The organism is Anaerolineae bacterium, from assembly GCA_025062375.1.
Taxonomy (GTDB): domain Bacteria; phylum Chloroflexota; class Anaerolineae; order SpSt-600; family SpSt-600; genus SpSt-600.
Genome location: JANXAG010000002.1, coordinates 19,481 through 38,504, shown reverse-complemented (window position 1 = coordinate 38,504; position 19,024 = coordinate 19,481). Strand labels below are relative to the sequence as shown.

Here is a 19,024-nt window from a genome sequence, read left to right as displayed (position 1 = left end):
ATGGCCATAACCAAGGAAGAAGTGGAGCACATAGCCGAATTAGCAAAACTTTATCTAACTGAAGAAGAAAAAGAAAGAATGCAGCGGCAGCTTTCGGCTATCCTGGAATACTTTGCCAGGCTTCAGGAAGTGGATACTTCAGCTATACCGCCCACGGCTACGGTTCTCCCTCTACGCAATGTGATGCGCGAGGATATTCCAGGCCATTCTTTTGAAAGGGATAAAATCCTGGCTAATGCCCCTCAAAAGGCTGAGGGCTATGTAAAAGTCAGGGCAGTCTTGGAATAAAGGGCCCAGCGATGGACCTCCATCATTTGACCATCCATCAGGCGCACAAACTCCTTAAAGAAGGACAGGTAACTTCCTTTGAGCTCACGGAGGCAGTCCTCCGGCGGATTGAGGGGGTGGAAAACCTCGTCAAAGCTTACATAACTTTAACTCCGGAACAGGCTCTGGAGCAGGCTCGCCTCGCCGATGAGAAAATCCAGCGTTACCGTCGGGCTGGGGAAGATTTCAGCCCTCTCCTTGGGGTTCCCATTTCCATAAAGGACATAATATGCACTGAAGGGATTCGTACCACCTGTGGCTCACGCATCCTGGAAAATTTCGTTCCCCCTTACGATGCCACAGTTGTAGTCAGGCTGAAGGAGGCGGGAGCAGTCATAGTGGGTAAGACAAACTTGGACGAGTTTGCAATGGGCTCTTCAACGGAAAACTCAGGCTTTTTCCCCACCCGCAATCCATGGGATCTGGAGAGGGTTCCTGGGGGGTCAAGTGGAGGGAGCGCTGCTGCAGTAGCGGCAGGGGAATGCTTTGGCTCCTTGGGCACCGATACTGGAGGGAGTGTTCGCCAGCCCGCTGCTTTCTGTGGAGTGACAGGCCTTAAGCCATCCTATGGACGGGTCAGCCGTTTCGGCCTTATAGCCTATGCTTCCTCTCTGGACCAGATCGGCCCTATAGTTAAGGACGTTACGGATGCAGCCCTGATGCTTTCCATCATAGCTGGCCACGATCCGAAGGATTCAACTTCTGTTGATATTCCCGTCCCTGATTACTTTAAAGCCCTCATCCCCGAAATAAAGGGGGTCAGAGTGGGGGTGCCGAAGGAATATTTCATTGAAGGGATGGAGGAGGGAGTTGAAAGAGCTATACGCGAAGCCATAGAATGCCTGGAAGAGCTCGGGGCAGAAGTGGTGGAAATAAGTTTGCCTCATACTGAATATGCCCTTCCCGCTTACTACCTCATTGCTCCGGCGGAAGCGTCGGCCAACCTGGCCCGTTACGATGGGGTTAAATACGGGCTTCATTTGCCCGCTTCTGATCTTTGGGATGAATATCGCTTAACCAGGGGCAACGGCTTCGGGCCGGAAGTCAAAAGGCGTATAATGCTGGGAACCTATGCCCTTTCGGCCGGATACTACGATGCTTATTACCTCAAGGCCCAGAAAGTCCGCACCCTTATCAAAAAGGATTTTGACGAAGCCTTTGAGAAAGTTGATGTGATCGTAGCTCCAACCTCCCCTACGGTGGCTTTCAAGCTCGGGGAAAAGGTGGAGGATCCCCTCAAAATGTATCTTTCCGACGTTTTCACTATCCCTGTTAACCTGGCGGGGATATGCGCTATATCCATTCCCTGCGGCTTCTCCGGGGGTTTGCCCGTCGGCTTCCAGATAATGGGGCCCGCCTTCGGCGAGGAGATAATCCTGAAAGTTGCTTACGCTTATGAGCAGGCTAATTCCTGGCATTTGAGGAGGCCACCTCTGTGAGGAGGTTGCCGTGAGGATAATTGACTTCCACGTCCATATTTTCCCTCCTGAGGTGATTAAAAACCGGGAAAAGTTCTTCCGGAGAGATCGGTGGTTTGAGGTGCTTTATTCCAGCCCAAGGGCCAGGATGATTACAGCGGAAGAACTTATCCAAGTGATGGATGAGGATGGGATAGATGCAGCGGTGGCTTTTTCCTTTGCCTGGTCCGATATGGGTTTGTGCCGCTGTTGCAATGACTATGTTCTGGATGTTATGAAGCGTTATCCAGGCCGGATCTATGGCTTTGTTGCTGTCCAGCCGAGGGCTGGGAATGAAGCGGTGCGCGAGATAGAGCGTTGCATAGAGGGCGGGATGAGAGGAATAGGAGAGCTTATGCCCAATGGTCAGGGCTATGCTCTGGATGATGAGGATATAATGACGCCCATAGTAGCGGCGGCCGTGGCCTACGATGTTCCCTTGATGGTCCACACCAGCGAGCCTGTGGGCCACAACTACCGGGGCAAGGGCACCATAAGCCCTGGGATCGTCTATAACTTTATCCAGCACCACCCGGAGCTGACCCTCGTCTGCAGCCACTGGGGTGGTGGTCTTCCCTTCTATGAACTCATGCCCAAAGTGAGGGAAAGGTTGAGCCGCGTTTACTACGATACCGCTGCCACGCCTTTCCTCTATGACATCCAGATATTCCCCATAGTAGGGGAACTTCTGCGCTACAAAATCCTCTTTGGCACTGATTTTCCCCTGGTAAGACCAGGCCCATTTGTAGAACAGGTGAAAAATTCAGGCCTATCCCAGCGAGGTCTTGAACGGATCCTGGGGGAAAATGCAGCAAGGCTTTTAAAGATATTCCCTGGGGAAAGCAGCGAGCCCCTCGATATGTAAAGTGCGTTGAGCTGAGCCTCAATCCCCGCTAACATCCATAGCCTCCGCCCCTCAGCAGGATTCATCTGCGTAAGAGTTTAAGGCCTGCACGAGCAAAATGCGGTTTGCGACCCGCTCGCGAAAGAGTCCTGGAACCATGTTGGCTCTGAGCTTACGGAAGTGGAAGATCTCCCGAGCAGGAGTTCGGACGGCTTCAAAATGCTTGTAACTTGATAGCTTGTATGGTAAAATCAAAATGGAAACCATAGATGGGGGAATTAAGATGGCAAAGGATAAAGACTGGATGGATGGCATTTACGGGTGGCGGGTGGAATTTTTTGAAGGGGCAATAACCCCTTTACCCCGCGCCCGAAGGGTCTGGAAGCCACCTACTGATGTGTATGAGACCGATTCCCACGTTGTGGTGAAGGTGGAAGTGGCCGGGATGAAACCCGAAGATTTTGAGATTTCTTTCTCTTCCCGCACCCTAACCATTTCCGGGGTTCGGGTGGATCCAGCTGAAAAGCTTACTTACCAGCAGATGGAAATCCTTTACGGTCGCTTTGAGACCCAGGTTTACATCCCGGGCCCTGTTGAGGAAGACAAAATTGAAGCCGTTTACGAAGACGGCTTCCTTAAGGTTTTAATCCCAAAGGCAAAAGCCATTAAACTCAAGCCTCATGAAACCATAGACCTTTTGCCTTCAAAATGAGGAGGTGAAAATATGGCCTTTTTCTTCAAGAAGGAAGAAGTTCCGGAACAGAAAGTTGAGGTTCAAAGCGGGGTTGAAATTCCCGAGGAGCTTTCAATCCTTCCCTTGCGGAAGGTGGTGGCCTATCCTCTCACGGTGTTTCCTTTGAGCGTTGGTCAGCCAAGATCTATAAGACTCGTGGATGATGCAGTGGTAGGCAATAAGTTGATAGGACTTGTGGCCGCCAAGGATGCCGAAATTCCGGAACCAGGCCCCAACGACATTTTCTGGACCGGCACTGCGGCTATAATCCACCGGTTGTTCAAAGCTCCCGATGGCACTCTGCGCCTCATCGTTCAGGGGGTGGAGAGGTTCCGGATTGAAAGGTTCACTCAGGAGGTCCCATACCTCAGGGCCAGGGTGAGGCCAGCACCCGAGATTGTGGAAAAGACCATAGAAGTGGAAGCCCTGATGCGCAACTGTGTGGATCTCTTCCGGCGCCTGGTATCCCTTGCTCCACACCTCCCCGAAGAGCTAATGGCGGCGGTCCTGAACGTGGATGACCCAAGGCAGTTGGCCTACCTCATAGCTACTACAGTGAGGATGGACGTTAAAGAAGCTCAGGAGCTTCTGGAATTGGACCACGTGCGGGATAAACTCCACAAGCTCAATACTATCCTCACCAGGGAGCTGGAAGTCCTGGAGCTGGGCCGCAAGATTCAGAGCCAGGCTCAGGCCGAGATGGAAAGGCTTCAGCGGGAATTCTTCCTCAGGGAACAGCTCAAAGCCATAAAGAAGGAACTGGGCGAGGAAGATGAGCAAGCCCTTGAGATAAGGGAGCTGGAGGAGAAAATAGCCAAGGCCGGTATGCCAGAAGAGGCAGAAAAGGAAGCCAGGAGGGAGCTGGAACGCTTGCGCAAAATGCCTCCCGCTGCTGCCGAATATTCCGTCATCAGGACTTACCTGGACTGGCTTACGAGCCTGCCCTGGAATGTGGCCACCGAGGATAACCTGGACATAGAACGGGCAAGGCGCATTTTGGACGAAGACCACTATAACCTTGAAAAGGTGAAGGAGCGAATCCTTGAATATCTTGCTGTCCGCAAGCTAAAACAGGACAGGAAAGAGGAGAGGGCAAGAGAAGAGGCCCAGCTTACTGACTACATCCGCCGGGAGAGAGAAGGTGTAATCCTGTGCTTTGTAGGTCCTCCAGGAACGGGCAAAACCTCCCTTGGTCAGTCCATAGCCAGGGCTCTGGGTCGCAAGTTCATCCGCATAAGCTTGGGAGGAGTGCGGGATGAAGCCGAAATAAGGGGCCACCGCCGGACTTACGTTGGCGCCCTGCCCGGCCGAATAATCCAGGCCATCCGGAGGGTCGGAACCAAGAACCCCGTCTTCATGCTGGATGAGGTGGACAAAATCGGGCTTGATTTCCGGGGCGACCCCGCCGCAGCCCTCCTGGAAGTCCTGGATCCAGAACAGAACAGGGAGTTCAGGGACCATTACCTGGATGTGCCCTTTGACCTTTCGCAGGTTATGTTCATCACCACTGCTAACGTCTTGGACACTATACCCCCGGCCCTCCTGGATAGAATGGAGGTAATCCAGCTCTCCGGTTACACTGAAGAAGAAAAACTCCACATCGCCAAGAAATACCTCCTGCCAAGGCAATTGCGGGAGAACAGCCTTCGCCAGGATGAGGTAACAATTTCCGATGAAGCTATCCGCAAGATAATCAGGGAATACACCCGTGAGGCCGGGGTCCGAAACCTGGAGAGGGAAATCGGAGCCATATGCCGTAAGATTGCCACCAGAGTGGCCTCCGGTGAACAGGGGCCTTTCCACGTGGATGTTAAAGACCTGGTGGATTACCTGGGCAAGCCCAGGTATTACTCAGATGTGATGGAAAGGACCGAAATCCCGGGCGTAGCCACAGGTGTGGCCTGGACCCCTACCGGAGGCGATATCCTCTTTGTAGAAGCTACCAAGATGCCCGGAAGGAAAGGCTTTATATTGACAGGCCAGCTTGGAGAAGTCATGAAAGAATCGGCCCAGGCCGCCTTAAGTTATGTTCGCTCCAAAGCCAAAGAGTTTGGCCTTGAAGATGATTTCTTTGAGAAGCATGACATCCACCTCCATGTTCCTGCCGGAGCTATCCCCAAGGATGGCCCATCGGCGGGAATTACCATGGCCGTGGCCCTGGTGTCTCTCCTCACCAACCGTCCGGTCCGTCCTGATGTTGCCATGACCGGAGAAATAACCCTGAGGGGGCAGGTACTACCAGTGGGAGGGATCAAGGAAAAGGTCCTGGCAGCCCACAGGGCAGGGATACGGACGGTAATTCTGCCCAAGCGCAATGAGCCCGACCTGGCCGAAATCCCCAAGGACATCCGGGAAGAGATGAACTTCGTCCTGGTAGAGCACGTGGATGAGGTCTTTAAGATTGTTTTTGCTGATAAACGGGAGGATAAAGAATCCGATGAAAGCAAGGCTTCTTATTCTGGCCCTGATACTGGCCCTTCTGAGCCTGGTACCAGTTGAAGCGGCAGGCCAGAAGGTTTACGTAGCTAATGTAAAGGGGATAATTGACCCCTTTGTGGCCCGTTACGTTCGGCAGGCGGTGGAGGCAGCCACAAGAGAAGGAGCTAATTGCCTTATCATAGAACTGGATACCCCTGGCGGCACCGATACCGCCATGAGGGAAATCGTGCAAACCATAATGAACTCAGAAGTACCGGTGGTGGTTTACGTTTCTCCACCGGGAGCCAGAGCGGCTTCGGCCGGGCTCTTCATAACTATGGCTGCCCACGTAGCAGCAATGGCGCCGGGAACCAATATAGGGGCAGCCCATCCAGTAGGTTTAATGGAGCCTTTGACAGGAACTCTGGAAACCAAAATAACTCAGGATGCTGCCGCCTACATAAGGGCTATAGCTCAGGAAAGAGGCCGCAACGCCGAATGGGCTGAACAAGCCGTCAGAGAAAGCGCCTCCTTAACGGCACAGGAGGCCCTGGAGAAAAAGGTGGTTGATTTAATCGCCGCAGACCTGCCAGAGCTCCTCCGCCTCATAGACGGGAGAAAGGTAAAGGTTAAAGATAGGGAAGTTTCCATCGCTACTGCAGGAGCTCCTATAGAAAGAGTGAGGATGAGCTGGACCGACGATTTACTCCACTCCCTTGTCAATCCGGACGTGGCTTACATCCTTTTATCCCTGGGGATTCTGGCTCTGATGGCTGAATTCTACAACCCCGGAACTTTCATCCCCGGGATTACAGGGATAATCTGTCTCATACTGGCCTTTGTCGCCCTGGGGAGCCTTCCGGTTAACTGGGGAGGAATCGCCCTCATAATCCTGGCCATAATCCTTTTCCTTGTGGACCTTAAAGTGACGGGATTTGCCTTAAGTATTGGCGGAGCAATCGCCTTTGTCCTGGGTTCCCTCATGCTTTTCAGCCCATGGCCCACGGTTTCCCCGGCGATGCCTTCTGTCAGGGTATCCTGGTGGCTCATAGCTCTGATGACTACTGGCTTTTTGGCCTTTTTCCTTTTCGCCCTTTCCGCCGTGTGGAGAGCACAACGCAGGAAAGCCCTCACCGGCCTTGATACAGTTATAGGGGCAAAGGGGTGGGCTACTTCCGACCTTAACCCTATGGGGACCGTGCTGGTAAAGAGCGAGGAATGGACAGCTGAGGCAATGGAGCCTCCTATATTGAAGGGCGAAAGCATAGAAGTAGTGAAAAGAGATGGTATAAGGCTTATAGTTAGGAAATCCCAGGAGCGGTGAGCGTAAGGCTTTGCTATGGAAGCTTTAACCCTCAAAGGGCTTCTCCCCATCCTCCGGGAACATCATGCTTACAGATGGCTGGTGGAAAAGCTTGGGGAGGAAAGAGGGAAACCTTTCCCCTTAGACCTGGCAGAACCAGCCAGGCCTTTTGTATTGGCGGCCCTTCTTAAAGACCTCAAACGCCCCATAGTCCTGGTGGTTTCCTCGGTGGAAAAGGCCCGTCGCTACTATGGAGAACTCCGCAGCTGGGCAGAATCCCCGGAAGAAATCCTTCTGTTTAAAGAGCCCGATGCACTCCCCTATGAGCGAGAACCCTGGGGAAAGGAAACCATTGCTCAAAGGGTTGAGGTTCTCTTCAGGCTCGCCCTTCACCTCACCCCATACCGGAATTCCTTGCCCTTCAACCCCCCTCTGATCATAGCTTCAATCCGTTCCCTACTTTACAAGACCATCCCCCTTAAGGAGTTCCTCGCAAGAACGCGCCCTTTAAGAGTGGGACAGGTATACCCCCTTCAGAAACTTCTGCGGCTCCTAGAAGAGCTTGGCTACCGCCACGAAACGGTTGTGGATGAACCCGGCACTTTCGGCTACAGGGGTGGAATCCTGGATATTTACCCACCGCCTTCGCAGCTCCCGGTCCGAATAGAATACTTCGGGGATGAAATCGAAACCATACGCCTCTTTGACCCTGGAACTCAGCGGTCTTCGGGCCAGGTGGAAAGCTTCGCCCTTACCCCCGCTTCCGAGGCATTGCCTGGCTTCGGCCCACAAGCGGCAGAGGCTTTCTCCTCCCTAAACTTTTCTTCCTGCCACCCCTTGGCCCAGAACCGCTTCCGGGAAGATATGGAAAACCTCCGCCATGGGAAATCCTTCCGGGGTATAGAGTTCTACATCCCCTTCCTTTATCCGGAACCTGGTTCCTTCTTTGATTTCCTGCCTCAGGAGGCCCTGCTCATAACGGAAGAACTTCCCGAGCTGGAAGCGGCCATCCACAGCCTTGTCTTTCAGGCAAGCGAGGTGGAAAAGGAACTGATAAGGGCTGGCGAGATACCTCAGGGATTGCCCTCCCCGTATTTTCCCGGTGAAAAATTAAAGGAGAAAGTGATAAGGCGGGCCAACCTTATCATCACCCGAAGCGAGGAAGAAACCCCCATCGCCAGAGCCTTCCTCTACGCTCCCCTTTACGCTGGACAACTGGAGAGACTTCTGGACGAAAGCATAGCTATGGAAAGGGCCGGAAGCCGGGTGGTTATAGTGACGCGTCAGGCCCACCGGCTGGCTGAAATCCTGGCCAATAAAGGGAAAATGGCTGAGCCTGCCACTGGAGTGGAAACCCCACCCATGCCTTCAACCATCACCCTGGTGAGGGGAATCCTCTCGGAAGGATGGATACTCCAGTCCGATGGAACTCACACTGTCCTTCTGACGGATGCAGAAATTTTCGGATGGACGAGACCGGCCCCGAGGCGTCCCATCAAAGTTCACCGGCCTGCCCCTGAAACTTTCTTTGGGGATATAAAGCCTGGGGATTATGTTGTGCACATTGACCACGGAATAGGCATTTTCCGGGGGTTGACGCACCTTACCCTCCACGGAGTGGAAAGAGAATACCTGGAAATAGAGTACGCTGCCGGCGACAGGCTCTACGTCCCAGTCCACCAAGCCGACAAGCTCAGCCGTTATGTGAGCATAAGCGATGAGCCCCCGGCACTGCACCGCCTCGGCACGGCTGATTGGGAATACGCCAAAGAGAGGGCCCGAAGGGCTATAAGCGAGATCGCCCATGAACTCCTTCAGCTCTATACCGCCAGAGAAGTTGTCACTGGCCATGCCTTCTCCCCCGATAGCCCCTGGCAGGCTGAACTGGAAGCCTCTTTCCCATATGAGGAAACTCCCGACCAGCTAAAGGCCGTGGAAGAAGTCAAGCGCGATATGGAACAACCTCGCCCCATGGACAGGCTAATATGCGGTGATGCAGGCTACGGCAAGACCGAAGTAGCCCTGAGAGCTGCCTTCAAAGCCGTCATGGATGGAAAGCAGGTGGCGGTTCTGGTTCCCACTACCGTCCTTGCCCAGCAGCACTATGAAACTTTCAAGGAGCGGCTGAAACCTTTCCCCGTTGTGGTAGAAATGCTCTCGCGCCTCCGTTCCCCTTCAGAACAGAAAGAAATCCTGGAAAAGCTCAAGCAGGGGGCCATTGACATAATAATTGGAACCCACAGGCTGCTCCAGAAAGACGTGGTCTTTAAGGACCTGGGCCTGGTCATTATAGACGAAGAACAGCGCTTTGGAGTGGTCCACAAAGAGCACTTCAAAAAGCTCAGAACCCAGGTGGACGTCCTTACCCTCACGGCTACCCCCATACCTCGCACCCTTTACATGTCCCTATCAGGGCTGAGGGATATGAGCACCATAGAAACCCCCCCGGAAGAGAGGCTTCCGGTGAAAGTCTATGTAGGCCCATACGATGAAACCATGGTGCGGCAGGCAATCCTTCGGGAATTGAACCGCGGAGGGCAGGTTTTCTTCGTCCACAACCGGGTGCAGGATATAAAAGAAGTAGCCGCAAAGGTGAAAAACTTGTGCCCCATGCCCGGATAGAGATAGCTCATGGTCAGCTTCCTGAGGAAAAGCTGGCCAGAGTGATGCTGGATTTTGCCTCCGGTAAAATTGACATCCTGGTTTGCACTTCTATAATAGAAAGCGGTCTGGACATTCCCAACGCCAACACCATCGTCGTGAACAAAGCCGACACTTTCGGACTTGCGCAACTTTACCAGCTCAGGGGAAGAGTGGGTAGAGGTTCGGTAAGGGCGTATGCCTACTTTCTCTATGATCCTGAGGCTCCTCTCTCAGAGAGCGCCCGGCAACGCCTAGAGGCGATAATGGAAGCGGGCGAACTGGGAGCCGGCTTACGCATCGCCCTCAAGGACCTGGAGATAAGAGGGGCAGGCGAGATCCTTGGTCCCCGTCAGCATGGTCACATCGCTGCTATAGGCTTTGACCTTTACTGCCGCCTTCTGGCCAGGGCTGTCCAAGAGCTGAGGGAGGGAGAAGAAGCCGCAAAATCCTCCCTTTTAGCCCTCCCCGATGTTAACATTGACCTGCCTCTGCCCTCCTACATACCCGAGGATTATGTCCCGGACCCTTTCCTCAGGCTTCAGCTTTACAGGAGGATGGCTCAGCTTCAAACTTTAGAGCAGATTGAAGAAATGAGAGCTGAGTTGGAGGATCGTTTCGGCCCGCTGCCGGTGGCTGTCCGTTACCTCTTATATCAGCTCAGGGTAAAAGTCCTCGCCCTCAAAGCTGGCGTCAGGTCCATAGGGGTGGAAGAGGGCCAGATAGCCATCAGGCTTAATGGAACCATCAACGAGGCTGAGATGCGCAGGCGCCTTGGAGACCTGGTCTCCCGTGGGCCTGGCCGCTTCTTCCCACCGGTAAGAATTGGCCGCAAAGCTCTCTGGTTGCCCATGGGAAAAAGAAATGAATGGCAAAAGCTTTTGGAGAAGACCCTGGAAAGGCTCGGGAGGTAAAAATTGAGGCTCAGAGAAAAATTCCTTGAAGGAATCTTTGCCTTCTGTGCCTCTTTTTCCATCTTCACCACTCTTGGAGTAATCGCCGTCCTCGTGTTTGAAAGCTTCGCCTTCTTTCAAGAAGTGCCCATAACCCGCTTCCTGACGGAAACCCAGTGGACCCCTCTCTTTGCTCGGAAGCATTTCGGGATAATAGTGCTAATTAGCGGGACTTTTCTCACCACCGTCATAGCTATGATGGTATCGCTCCCGCTGGGGCTGATGGCCGCCATCTACATGAGCGAATATGCCCCCGAAAGGGTTCGTCGGATCCTCAAGCCCTCCCTTGAGATCCTGGCAGGGATCCCTACCGTGGTTTACGGCTACTTCGCCCTTCTCTTTGTAACCCCCCTTCTCAAGAAAATAATCCCCTTCATCTCTGGATTCAACGCCTTGAGCGCCGGCATTGTGATGGGTTTTATGATATTACCGACGGTGGCTTCCCTCAGTGAGGATGCCATCTACGCTGTTCCCCGCTCCCTTAGGGAAGGAGCCTACGCGCTCGGAGCTACCACCCGTCAGGTAGTAACAGGGGTAGTGATTCCAACCGCTTCCTCTGGAATATTGGCTTCCTTCATCCTTGGGGTTTCAAGAGCCTTAGGAGAAACTATGATTGTTGCAATAGCGGCAGGACAGACCCCCAGGCTCACCCTTAACCCTCTGGTTTCTATAGAGACCATGACCGCTTACATCGTTCAGGTCAGTCTGGGGGACGTTCCGACTGGCTCCCTGGAGTTTCGCACCATTTTCGCCGTGGGCATGACTCTGTTCCTTATGAATTTGACCTTTAACCTTCTAAGTTACTGGCTTGCCTCACGTCAGAGGAGGTTCAAGCTATGAAAGAAAGATGGGTTGAAAGAATTTTCAAAAGTGTCGCTTTCATTTCCACCATCGCAGGCCTCATTATGCTCGCCATCCTTTTGGTCGATGTTCTGGTGGATGGCCTTCCCCGTTTGAACTGGAAATTCATAACAAGCTACCCCTCCCGCAAGCCGGAGGAAGCAGGTATCCTGCCAGCCCTGGTAGGCTCAGCGATGCTCCTGATCCTTGTAGCCCTCTTCGCTTTCCCCATAGGGGTGGCGGCAGGGGTTTATCTGGAGGAATATGCCACCGATAATTTCTTTACCCGTTTCATTGAGGTTAACATAGCTAACCTGGCCGGCGTGCCATCCATAATATATGGCCTCCTGGGCCTTGAGATCTTTGTAAGATTGATGCGAGATATAACCGGGGGTAGGAGCCTTCTTTCCGGCGCACTTACTCTATCCTTGCTGGTCCTTCCCATCATAATCGTCTCATCCAGAGAAGCCCTGCGCTCTGTACCCAGAAGCATAAGGGAAGCAGGTTACGCCCTGGGCGCCACCAGGTGGCAGGTAGTAAGGGATCAGGTTATTCCTGCAGCGATGCCTGGTATACTCACCGGAACAATCCTGGCTCTATCCAGGGCTATAGGAGAGACCGCCCCGCTCATAACCATAGGAGCTCTGACCTACATAGCATTCCTCCCCCCTCCATCTCTCAAAGCTCTCCATAGCCCTTTTACCGTCCTGCCCATACAGATTTTCAACTGGGTTTCCAGGCCTCAGAAAGCCTTCCACGATAACGCGGCTGCTGCCATCATCGTTCTTCTGGCTCTCCTCCTGACCATGAACGCTACAGCCATTTACTTGCGCAATCGGTTCCAGATTCGTTTTGAATAGGAGGTGGGAAAATGATCAAGCCTCGGACTTTGACCCTTTCAAACCTGCCCCCCGTTCCGGATGACCCTATCATCAAAATCCGGAATTTGAACGTATGGTATGGCGAGCGGCTGGTTTTAGGGGATATAAACCTTGATATTCAACGGAACAGCATCACGGCGATAATCGGGCCTTCGGGCTGCGGTAAAAGCACCCTTATCCGATGCCTCAACCGTATGAATGACCTCATCCCTGGAGCGAGGGTTGAGGGACAAGTCCTGTTCAACGGCCAGAATATCTATGCCCCTGATGTTGATGTGACCGAAGTCCGGCGGCGCATAGGGATGGTTTTCCAGAAACCCAACCCTTTCCCTAAAAGCATTTACGAAAACGTAGCGTGGGGGCTTAGAATCCGAGGGATTAAGAAAAATTTAGACGAAATAGTGGAAAGAGCTCTCCGCCAGGCTGCCCTCTGGGACGAGGTAAAGGACAAACTCCACGCCAATGCCCTCACCCTCTCCGGAGGACAGCAACAGAGACTCTGCATCGCCAGAGCCCTGGCGGTGGGCTCTGAAGTCCTTCTCCTGGATGAACCAGCTTCGGCTCTGGACCCCATAGCAACCCTGAAAATAGAAGAGCTCTTGTGGGAACTTTCCAGCAACTACACCATCGTGATAGTAACTCACAACATGCAACAGGCAGCAAGGGTGTCGCATTACACCGCTTTTATAATGTGGGATGACGACCACGTGGGCCGCCTGGTGGAATATGGCCTGACCCGTGATATATTCACAAACCCCAAGGACAAACGGACTGAAGATTACATAACCGGCAGGTTCGGATAATATGCGTTCAACAGGAGGGTGAGCAATGCCAAGAGAAACGCTGGATAGTGCGATAGAGCGCCTCCAGAATGAAATATTAACCTTGGGGGAAATGGTGAGAAATAGCATCCTGGAGGCAGTGGATAGCCTTAAGCGGCGGGATTTTGAAGCTTCACGCCGATTAATAGCTCAGGACCAAGCTATAAATGAGAAGCGCTTTGCTATAGAAACGGACACCCTGGTAGTCATTGCCACGCAGCAGCCCATGGCCAGCGATTTGCGCTTTCTGGCTGCTATCCTGGAGATAGTAACGGAGCTGGAGCGTATAGCCGATTACGCCAAGGGCATTGCCAAAATTAACCTCCTTATAGGCGATAAGCCCCTCATAAAACCCTTGATCGATATCCCCCGCATGGCCCAGAAAGCAGCTGATATGCTCTACAGGGCTCTGGAAGCCTTTGTCCAGAGGGATGTGGAAAAAGCCGAGGCTATACCGAAAGAGGACGATGAAATGGATGCCCTCTATGACCAAGTCTACCGGGAACTTATGACTTATGTTATTTCCAACCCCGCCAACCTCGAACAGGCCAACTACCTTCTGTGGGCTGCCCACAACCTGGAAAGAGCTGCCGACAGGGTTACCAACATTTGCGAAAGAGTAATATTTACCGTCACAGGGGAAATGAGAGAGCTGGACTTACAGGAAGACATAGGCACCCGCTGGGCCCAGAAGGAAAAAGGCGAACTATGAACGAAGGACTTGGCCTGGTATACGAACGATTCGTCCTCAACGACTATTTGCTTTCCCTGCTTAAGCGCTATCCCATCCGGAAGGTTCTGGAGGCCCCTGCTTACGGTATGGCGGGCATAACAGGGATAAATAGCATAGAGCTGGCCCGTGCCGGATGTTCCGTCACCGTGGTGGATGAAGATGAAGGGCGTATCCGGGAAGCGGCAAAGATATGGAGCGAGCTCGGGCTCAGGGCGCAGTGGGTGTGCTGCCCTGGCATGAAAGCTCTACCCTTCCCCGATAGAGCTTTTGACATGGTCTGGGAATGGGCTGGCCTCTGGTACTTGAAGGACGCCGAAAACTTCCTCCGGGAGCTCGCGAGAGTATCGGATAAAATCCTCTTTATAGCTATGCCCAATCCCCGCCAGCCTGGCTATATCTTAAGAAAGCGCTTTTTGGAACCTGAATTCTTCAAACAGGTTGATGAGAGCTGGGTTGACATGAAAAAGGTGAAAAAAGTGGTGGAAAGCGAAGGGTTCAGCCCTACAGAGGAAGGTTTCCTGGACACCCCTCCTTGGCCTGATACTGTCATGCCCGCAGTGAAGCTTTTAGATAGACTGGGAATAAAATCCCGAAGGTTGCGGGAGCGGTTCTCGGGCACGGCGTGGAACTGGAACATACTGGATTATTATGCCGGCAAAGATCCTTCCCTGAAGGCCAGGGTTGTGCGTTACGCCTTCTTAGAAACCATCCTGCCTCGCCCCTTGAAAGCTCTCTGGGCTCACCACCGCTTCGTCCTCTTCTCCAGAGCGTCCGGGTAAAGCTGGGGGATTGCCTTAGCTGCTTTATGCGCCGCCTCTTCCGGCGTGGCTTTGCCCTCCAGAACGTTCCGGAGGGCCTCTTCCAGCAGTTTTAGCAGCGTGGAAGGAGGAGCAGGGTAAGCTGATTCCAGCAGTCTGGAGAGGAAAAGCAGGTAGGCATCTTCCTCCTGAGCGTAAGCCTCTCGGTGCACAGGCAAAAGGTTTGCGGCCAGAGTCCAGCGCTGGTTCCGCTCGGGAAGAAGGAGCCATTTTACTAACGCCTCCGCTGCCTTTTTCCGCTCGTGTTCCCTGGAGATAACCCCTGCCACCCATCCCCAGGCTACTGGAGCCGCCGATGGCAGAGGAGCAAAAGCTGTTTGGTGAAGTCTCTCCCTGGAAGCTAAGAAAAGCGAAGCCCTTACCCCCACCATGGCCACTTTGCCGTAAAGATACTTCTTCCACATCTCTTCGGGGTCTTCAAGCTTACGGGAGGGAGTGGGAATTGCCCCCTTCTCCATGTTCTCTTTCCAGAGCTTGAGAACCTTGGCCAGGATTTCTTCTTCCAAAATAAGCTCGCTCCTCTCATTTCGGAAGCGTCCGCCCATCGTGAAATACTGGGCCGCTACCATCCCTCCTGAGGGAGGAAGAAGCAGGCCACCTCCACGCTTTATCTCCTCCCAGCTAAGAGGAGGCGAGGTTACAACGCCAGTGTTGTAAACCATATGGTCTAAATCAGCGGCCAGGTAAATAAACCCTGAGCTGGCGAAGGGGAAAAGGCTCTCAGGGATTTCCCCCAATGGCTGAAAAAAGTCTCCGTCCACACAGGCGGCCTCCGCTGCGTCCAGGACCACAAGATCGGGCAAAACTGAGGGAGCCACTTCACGGGCGCTCAGGAGCAGAGCGAGGATTCCGCCTTCACCTCTGGCCTTTTTAATGTAAACTTTGACTTCAACCAGGGGGTGGTTTCGCTCAAAGGCTTCAATCTCCTCCTCCAGGGCTTTTCTACCTGGCTTACCTTTAAGGAAAAGCTCATCAGGAAGCCATACCACGAGGCTTATCTCCTGAGGCGGGGTGGCCTCAGGCGAAGGCGAAGGGAGGGGGGTTGGTGGGCAGGTAGCGGTGGGAATTGGAGTAAAAGTATATTGATGCAGGCACCCTGCAGTGAGCAATGTAAAAATTAAAAGCCAGTGTAAAGAGTTTAAAAGCTTGGTTGCCAATTTTGGCCTCCTTTGTTAAAATGAAATCTGATTTGAAAATCTCTCCAGGAGGGGGGAAATGGACCTTGCCCAGTATATTCGGAATATCCCGGATTGGCCTAAACCGGGCGTTATCTTCAGGGATATAACCACCCTTCTCAAAGTTCCCGAAGCATTCCGGGAAGCAGTGGATCGGCTGGCCGAGCCCTTCATGGACAAAGGCATAGACCTTGTTGTAAGCGTTGAAGCCCGGGGCTTTATTTTCGGCGGGGCCCTGGCCTACAAACTTGGGGCAGGATTCGTTCCCGCCAGGAAACCCGGCAAGCTTCCCGCTGAGACTATTAGGCAGGAATATGCCCTGGAATATGGAACCGATGCCGTGGAAATCCACAAAGACGCTATAAAGCCTGGGCAAAAGGTCCTCATCTTTGACGATGTCCTGGCTACTGGAGGAACCCTGGAAGCCACTGCCAAGCTGGTGGAAAGGCTTGGAGGTGAAGTGGTGGGAATAGCCCTCCTTGTTGACCTGACTTACCTCAAAGGCAGGGAAAAGCTCACCAAATACCCAATCCATGTATTGATTCAGTATTAACCTGGAAGCTTGAGGGCTATCGCTTTTACCACCAGAGTAGCATAAGAACCAGGAGGGAGAAGCATCTTAAGCCCCAGCTTTATGTAACCTGGATTCAATTCGTCGCTTTCAATGCTGTGGGCCAGGATGCTGGGTAAAAGGATAAGCTTCCTCTTACCCCGGCTTAGATAAGCCTTATTGAGGATCCGCGCTTTAAAATCCCTTAACTCCAGGCCTTCTTCCTTCAGGATTTCCTGCGCCAGATGTGAAAGCTCTGGCCCGTTAAAATTCGCCTTGTGGTGGAAGAAAGGTAAGATTATTCCTTCAAGTTCTTCCTTCAGTTCTCTCGGAAGGTACGCATAGAAGGGGAGCTTTTCTCCGGCAATCTCCAGCTCTGAAAAAGGAACTCTTTTATCCTCAAGTTTTCTCCGGACCAGCCTTCCCGCCATTTTATTCCAGAGCCAGCTTTGGTAAGAAGAAAGGAAAAGGGTCAGAATCCTGGGGGTAACTAAATTCAGGGCTTTTCGAAAACCTGTGGGGTGGTCTTTAAGGTAAGTGAGAACGCTCCGGAAGTTAGAGGGAGAGGGGGCTTCCTTTAGTAACTCTTCCCATTGGCCCCAAAGCTTTCCGGCTTTGTCCTTGAAGGCCCTGTACGAGGGAGGGTCCAGAGGGGTGGGAATCGTTAAATAAAATTTAAGCACACCCTCAGCATCCCGCTGTAGGATTTTCTTGCCCGGAAATTCTCCTTCAGAACTCATTGAGGCAAAGCGCTGGCGGTCAAAGTAATTGGGAAGACCATCTTTCTGAACGGCGGAGATGGCCTCTTCTAAGGCTTTGGCAGCGCTGGGCGTTATAAGCCTCAAAGTTAAAGTGAACTCATTGGCCTGAAGGTCCTCCGGGCTCAGAGGGCGGTGGAAAAAGCCCACCAGCTTTGCTTTAAATCCAGGTCCATCTATCTCATCAGGCCCTTTTCCTTTCAGAGAGAAATACTGGCTTGCTATGGCCTTTCTGTCCTTCAATCCTGGAAAGACTATGACTGATGGTCTTACCTTCAGGGCTGAAGCCAGGCGAGCATGAGCCTGGAGGGTGGAAATTCCCTTTTTAGTGAGCTGGTAAAGAGCGTAAGGGCCAGAAGGTTGGGGAATAACTTTAAGGATTTCCCTCACTATAAAATCTTCTGGGCGTGCCTTAAAAATCATCTTTACTCCACAAGGTCCAGAAGCTCGTATATGGGCTCGCGAGAAGATTTTCCGGGGATTGAGGTTGGGGGCAAAGTGCGAACGAAAGCTTTATCTTTGATCCTTTCGTAAACAGCAGCGCTGATAAGGATCTGGCCGGGCCGGGCAATTTCCTGGAGGCGCTTGGCCACGTTCACGCAATCCCCTATGGCCGTGTAGTTCATCTGCATAGAGGTCCCTATATTTCCGATAACGGCATCGCCCACGTTCAATCCTATGCCGAAGTAGAGCTTAAGGGGCAAGGCATTCCTGGAGTGAAGTTCCTCAAGCCGGTTTTTAATCCTCAGAGCTGCTCTGGCTCCCTTAAGGACATGCTGTTCCTGGGGGAAGGGGGCATTAAAGAAAGCCATTACTGCATCCCCTAAGAATTTATCCAGGGTGCCCTCTTCTTCCAGAATGGCATCAGCGGCAATGGATAGATACTGATTCAAAGTCTTCACCAGGTCTTCGGGGGGAAGTTTTTCACTTAAAGCTGTAAAGCCTCTGATATCAGCAAACAGAATGGTAATCTCTTGCCTTACCCCCCCTAACCTTAAGATTGAAGGGTCGGAAGCCAGCTTTTCCACCACCTGAGGGGAAACAAAGCGGCTAAAAAGGGCTCTTATGTAATCCTTCTCCAGCTCCTCCTGCTCCTTTATAGCCTGGAGTTTGGCCAGTTCGTAAAGGGTTTTTTCCAGCTCTCCGGCCAGCTCCTTTGCCTCCATAGCAAGCCCAACGATGGAGGCCACGGCTTCGGCGAAGGCCATTTCCTGGGGGCCGCAGTTTTCGGTTTCAATGTAAAGCAAGCCTCTTGGGCCCTTCAACCCTGTTAATGGAACAACTAAACCTCTTTCCATTGAGATGGATTTAAAGCGTTTGAAAGCTTCCTCCAGCTCCTGGCTGATTTCCCCGAGGGGAACTTCTCCGAACCACTGTTCCTGCCGAAACTTTGCCGAACCCGGCGTTGAGAGAAAGGCGCAAATAGTTCTGGCCTTCAGAGAATTCCGCAAGACCTCCGTTGCGATGCGGTCAATTGGCTCCTCAGGAGCAGAAGAGATGCCCTGGGCCAGAGCGTAAAGCTGGGAAAGGAAAAGAGCATTAAGAGCGCAATCCCCGAATGAAACCTTCAGTTCGTGAGCGAGGGATAAAACGCGCTCGGAAGCACCTTCTAAAATTTTGAGCTTCCATGCTATTTCTGAAAGGCTGGCTAAACTTTTTCGGAGCTCTGGAAGTTTCAAATCGGCGGTTTTGCCTAATTTTTCCCGCAATTCTTGAATTTCTCTGGCCAAATTCTCAATTTCTATCAAAAATGTCTGAAAAACTTGCATGTCC

At 52.5% G+C, this 19,024-nt stretch carries 18 protein-coding genes; 14 read left to right on the top strand and 4 right to left on the bottom strand.

Annotation, left to right across the window (positions count from 1 at the left end; all coding sequences use genetic code 11):
• From gatC to NZ653_01035, 3 genes are read left to right on the top strand one after another with little or no spacing between them, the layout of a single operon-like run.
• Nucleotides 1-288, top strand: a complete 288-nt coding sequence (gatC, locus tag NZ653_01045) for an Asp-tRNA(Asn)/Glu-tRNA(Gln) amidotransferase subunit GatC (GenBank protein ID MCS7285715.1) — start codon at nucleotides 1-3, stop codon at nucleotides 286-288.
• An 11-nt stretch (nucleotides 289-299) separates the two neighbouring features.
• Entirely contained in the window at nucleotides 300-1,766 is a 1,467-nt protein-coding gene (gatA, locus tag NZ653_01040) for an Asp-tRNA(Asn)/Glu-tRNA(Gln) amidotransferase subunit GatA (GenBank protein ID MCS7285714.1), read from the top strand.
• A 10-nt stretch (nucleotides 1,767-1,776) separates the two neighbouring features.
• The gene (locus NZ653_01035; GenBank protein MCS7285713.1) at nucleotides 1,777-2,649 is read left to right on the top strand and encodes an amidohydrolase family protein; all 873 of its coding nucleotides are present in this window, start codon (nucleotides 1,777-1,779) and stop codon (nucleotides 2,647-2,649) included.
• A 51-nt stretch (nucleotides 2,650-2,700) separates the two neighbouring features.
• Here the strand turns inward: NZ653_01035 and NZ653_01030 are convergent, their stop codons facing one another.
• The gene (locus tag NZ653_01030; GenBank protein MCS7285712.1) at nucleotides 2,701-2,895 is read right to left on the bottom strand and encodes a hypothetical protein; all 195 of its coding nucleotides are present in this window, start codon (nucleotides 2,893-2,895) and stop codon (nucleotides 2,701-2,703) included.
• A gap of 16 nt (nucleotides 2,896-2,911) precedes the next feature.
• On the opposite strand from NZ653_01030, the gene NZ653_01025 reads away from it, so the two are divergent.
• Genes NZ653_01025 through NZ653_00980 form a run of 10 tightly spaced genes read left to right on the top strand, consistent with a single transcriptional unit; the run spans nucleotide 2,912 to nucleotide 14,729 of the window.
• Nucleotides 2,912-3,340: an Hsp20/alpha crystallin family protein gene (locus NZ653_01025; GenBank protein ID MCS7285711.1), complete on the top strand. Its 429-nt coding sequence runs from the start codon at nucleotides 2,912-2,914 to the stop codon at nucleotides 3,338-3,340.
• Nucleotides 3,341-3,352: 12 nt separating this feature from the next.
• Complete coding sequence (gene lon / locus NZ653_01020) at nucleotides 3,353-5,860, top strand: endopeptidase La (GenBank protein MCS7285710.1); 2,508 nt, start codon at nucleotides 3,353-3,355, stop codon at nucleotides 5,858-5,860.
• The gene (locus tag NZ653_01015) at nucleotides 5,799-7,103 is read left to right on the top strand and encodes a nodulation protein NfeD (protein ID MCS7285709.1); all 1,305 of its coding nucleotides are present in this window, start codon (nucleotides 5,799-5,801) and stop codon (nucleotides 7,101-7,103) included. The genes lon and NZ653_01015 overlap by 62 nt, the downstream gene beginning before the upstream one ends.
• Before the next feature lie 15 nt (nucleotides 7,104-7,118).
• Nucleotides 7,119-9,704, top strand: coding sequence for a DEAD/DEAH box helicase (locus NZ653_01010; protein MCS7285708.1), 2,586 nt, complete (start codon nucleotides 7,119-7,121; stop codon nucleotides 9,702-9,704).
• On the top strand, nucleotides 9,686-10,636 hold the full coding sequence (locus tag NZ653_01005) for a helicase-related protein (protein MCS7285707.1): 951 nt from the start codon (nucleotides 9,686-9,688) through the stop codon (nucleotides 10,634-10,636). Before NZ653_01010 ends, NZ653_01005 begins: the two co-directional genes overlap by 19 nt.
• A 3-nt stretch (nucleotides 10,637-10,639) precedes the next feature.
• Nucleotides 10,640-11,515 carry a phosphate ABC transporter permease subunit PstC gene (pstC, locus tag NZ653_01000; GenBank protein ID MCS7285706.1) on the top strand — a complete coding sequence of 292 codons (876 nt, stop codon included), beginning with the start codon at nucleotides 10,640-10,642 and terminating at the stop codon, nucleotides 11,513-11,515.
• A complete protein-coding gene (pstA, locus tag NZ653_00995) occupies nucleotides 11,512-12,375 on the top strand; it encodes a phosphate ABC transporter permease PstA (GenBank protein ID MCS7285705.1) in 864 nt (287 codons plus the stop codon). Before pstC ends, pstA begins: the two co-directional genes overlap by 4 nt.
• A gap of 11 nt (nucleotides 12,376-12,386) precedes the next feature.
• Nucleotides 12,387-13,199, top strand: a complete 813-nt coding sequence (gene pstB / locus NZ653_00990; GenBank protein MCS7285704.1) for a phosphate ABC transporter ATP-binding protein PstB — start codon at nucleotides 12,387-12,389, stop codon at nucleotides 13,197-13,199.
• Nucleotides 13,200-13,224: 25 nt separating this feature from the next.
• A complete protein-coding gene (gene phoU / locus NZ653_00985) occupies nucleotides 13,225-13,929 on the top strand; it encodes a phosphate signaling complex protein PhoU (protein MCS7285703.1) in 705 nt (234 codons plus the stop codon).
• Entirely contained in the window at nucleotides 13,926-14,729 is an 804-nt protein-coding gene (locus tag NZ653_00980; protein ID MCS7285702.1) for a class I SAM-dependent methyltransferase, read from the top strand. Before phoU ends, NZ653_00980 begins: the two co-directional genes overlap by 4 nt.
• Here the strand turns inward: NZ653_00980 and NZ653_00975 are convergent.
• Nucleotides 14,690-15,925 carry a hypothetical protein gene (locus tag NZ653_00975; GenBank protein MCS7285701.1) on the bottom strand — a complete coding sequence of 412 codons (1,236 nt, stop codon included), beginning with the start codon at nucleotides 15,923-15,925 and terminating at the stop codon, nucleotides 14,690-14,692. The two genes, NZ653_00980 and NZ653_00975, sit on opposite strands and share 40 nt — an antisense overlap.
• 58 nt (nucleotides 15,926-15,983) lie before the next feature.
• On the opposite strand from NZ653_00975, the gene NZ653_00970 reads away from it, so the two are divergent.
• A complete protein-coding gene (locus NZ653_00970; GenBank protein ID MCS7285700.1) occupies nucleotides 15,984-16,496 on the top strand; it encodes an adenine phosphoribosyltransferase in 513 nt (170 codons plus the stop codon).
• Here NZ653_00970 and NZ653_00965 read toward each other — a convergent pair.
• Together NZ653_00965 and NZ653_00960 are read right to left on the bottom strand one after the other, a co-directional pair.
• On the bottom strand, nucleotides 16,493-17,674 hold the full coding sequence (locus tag NZ653_00965) for a tRNA pseudouridine(13) synthase TruD (protein ID MCS7285699.1): 1,182 nt from the start codon (nucleotides 17,672-17,674) through the stop codon (nucleotides 16,493-16,495). The genes NZ653_00970 and NZ653_00965 overlap by 4 nt on opposite strands.
• A 2-nt stretch (nucleotides 17,675-17,676) precedes the next feature.
• Nucleotides 17,677-19,020, bottom strand: coding sequence for an adenylate/guanylate cyclase domain-containing protein (locus NZ653_00960; protein ID MCS7285698.1), 1,344 nt, complete (start codon nucleotides 19,018-19,020; stop codon nucleotides 17,677-17,679).
• Nucleotides 19,021-19,024: the final 4 nt, after the last annotated feature.

Coding starts and splice junctions, on each gene's coding strand:
- gatC (MCS7285715.1), top strand. CDS start 1: ATGGCCATAACCAAGGAAGAAGTGGAGCACATAGCCGAATTAGCAAAA.
- gatA (MCS7285714.1), top strand. CDS start 300: ATGGACCTCCATCATTTGACCATCCATCAGGCGCACAAACTCCTTAAA.
- NZ653_01030 (MCS7285712.1), bottom strand. CDS start 2,895: ATGGTTTCCATTTTGATTTTACCATACAAGCTATCAAGTTACAAGCAT.
- NZ653_01025 (MCS7285711.1), top strand. CDS start 2,912: ATGGCAAAGGATAAAGACTGGATGGATGGCATTTACGGGTGGCGGGTG.
- lon (MCS7285710.1), top strand. CDS start 3,353: ATGGCCTTTTTCTTCAAGAAGGAAGAAGTTCCGGAACAGAAAGTTGAG.
- NZ653_01015 (MCS7285709.1), top strand. CDS start 5,799: ATGAAAGCAAGGCTTCTTATTCTGGCCCTGATACTGGCCCTTCTGAGC.
- NZ653_01010 (MCS7285708.1), top strand. CDS start 7,119: ATGGAAGCTTTAACCCTCAAAGGGCTTCTCCCCATCCTCCGGGAACAT.
- pstA (MCS7285705.1), top strand. CDS start 11,512: ATGAAAGAAAGATGGGTTGAAAGAATTTTCAAAAGTGTCGCTTTCATT.
- pstB (MCS7285704.1), top strand. CDS start 12,387: ATGATCAAGCCTCGGACTTTGACCCTTTCAAACCTGCCCCCCGTTCCG.
- phoU (MCS7285703.1), top strand. CDS start 13,225: ATGCCAAGAGAAACGCTGGATAGTGCGATAGAGCGCCTCCAGAATGAA.
- NZ653_00980 (MCS7285702.1), top strand. CDS start 13,926: ATGAACGAAGGACTTGGCCTGGTATACGAACGATTCGTCCTCAACGAC.
- NZ653_00970 (MCS7285700.1), top strand. CDS start 15,984: ATGGACCTTGCCCAGTATATTCGGAATATCCCGGATTGGCCTAAACCG.
- NZ653_00965 (MCS7285699.1), bottom strand. CDS start 17,674: ATGATTTTTAAGGCACGCCCAGAAGATTTTATAGTGAGGGAAATCCTT.
- NZ653_00960 (MCS7285698.1), bottom strand. CDS start 19,020: ATGCAAGTTTTTCAGACATTTTTGATAGAAATTGAGAATTTGGCCAGA.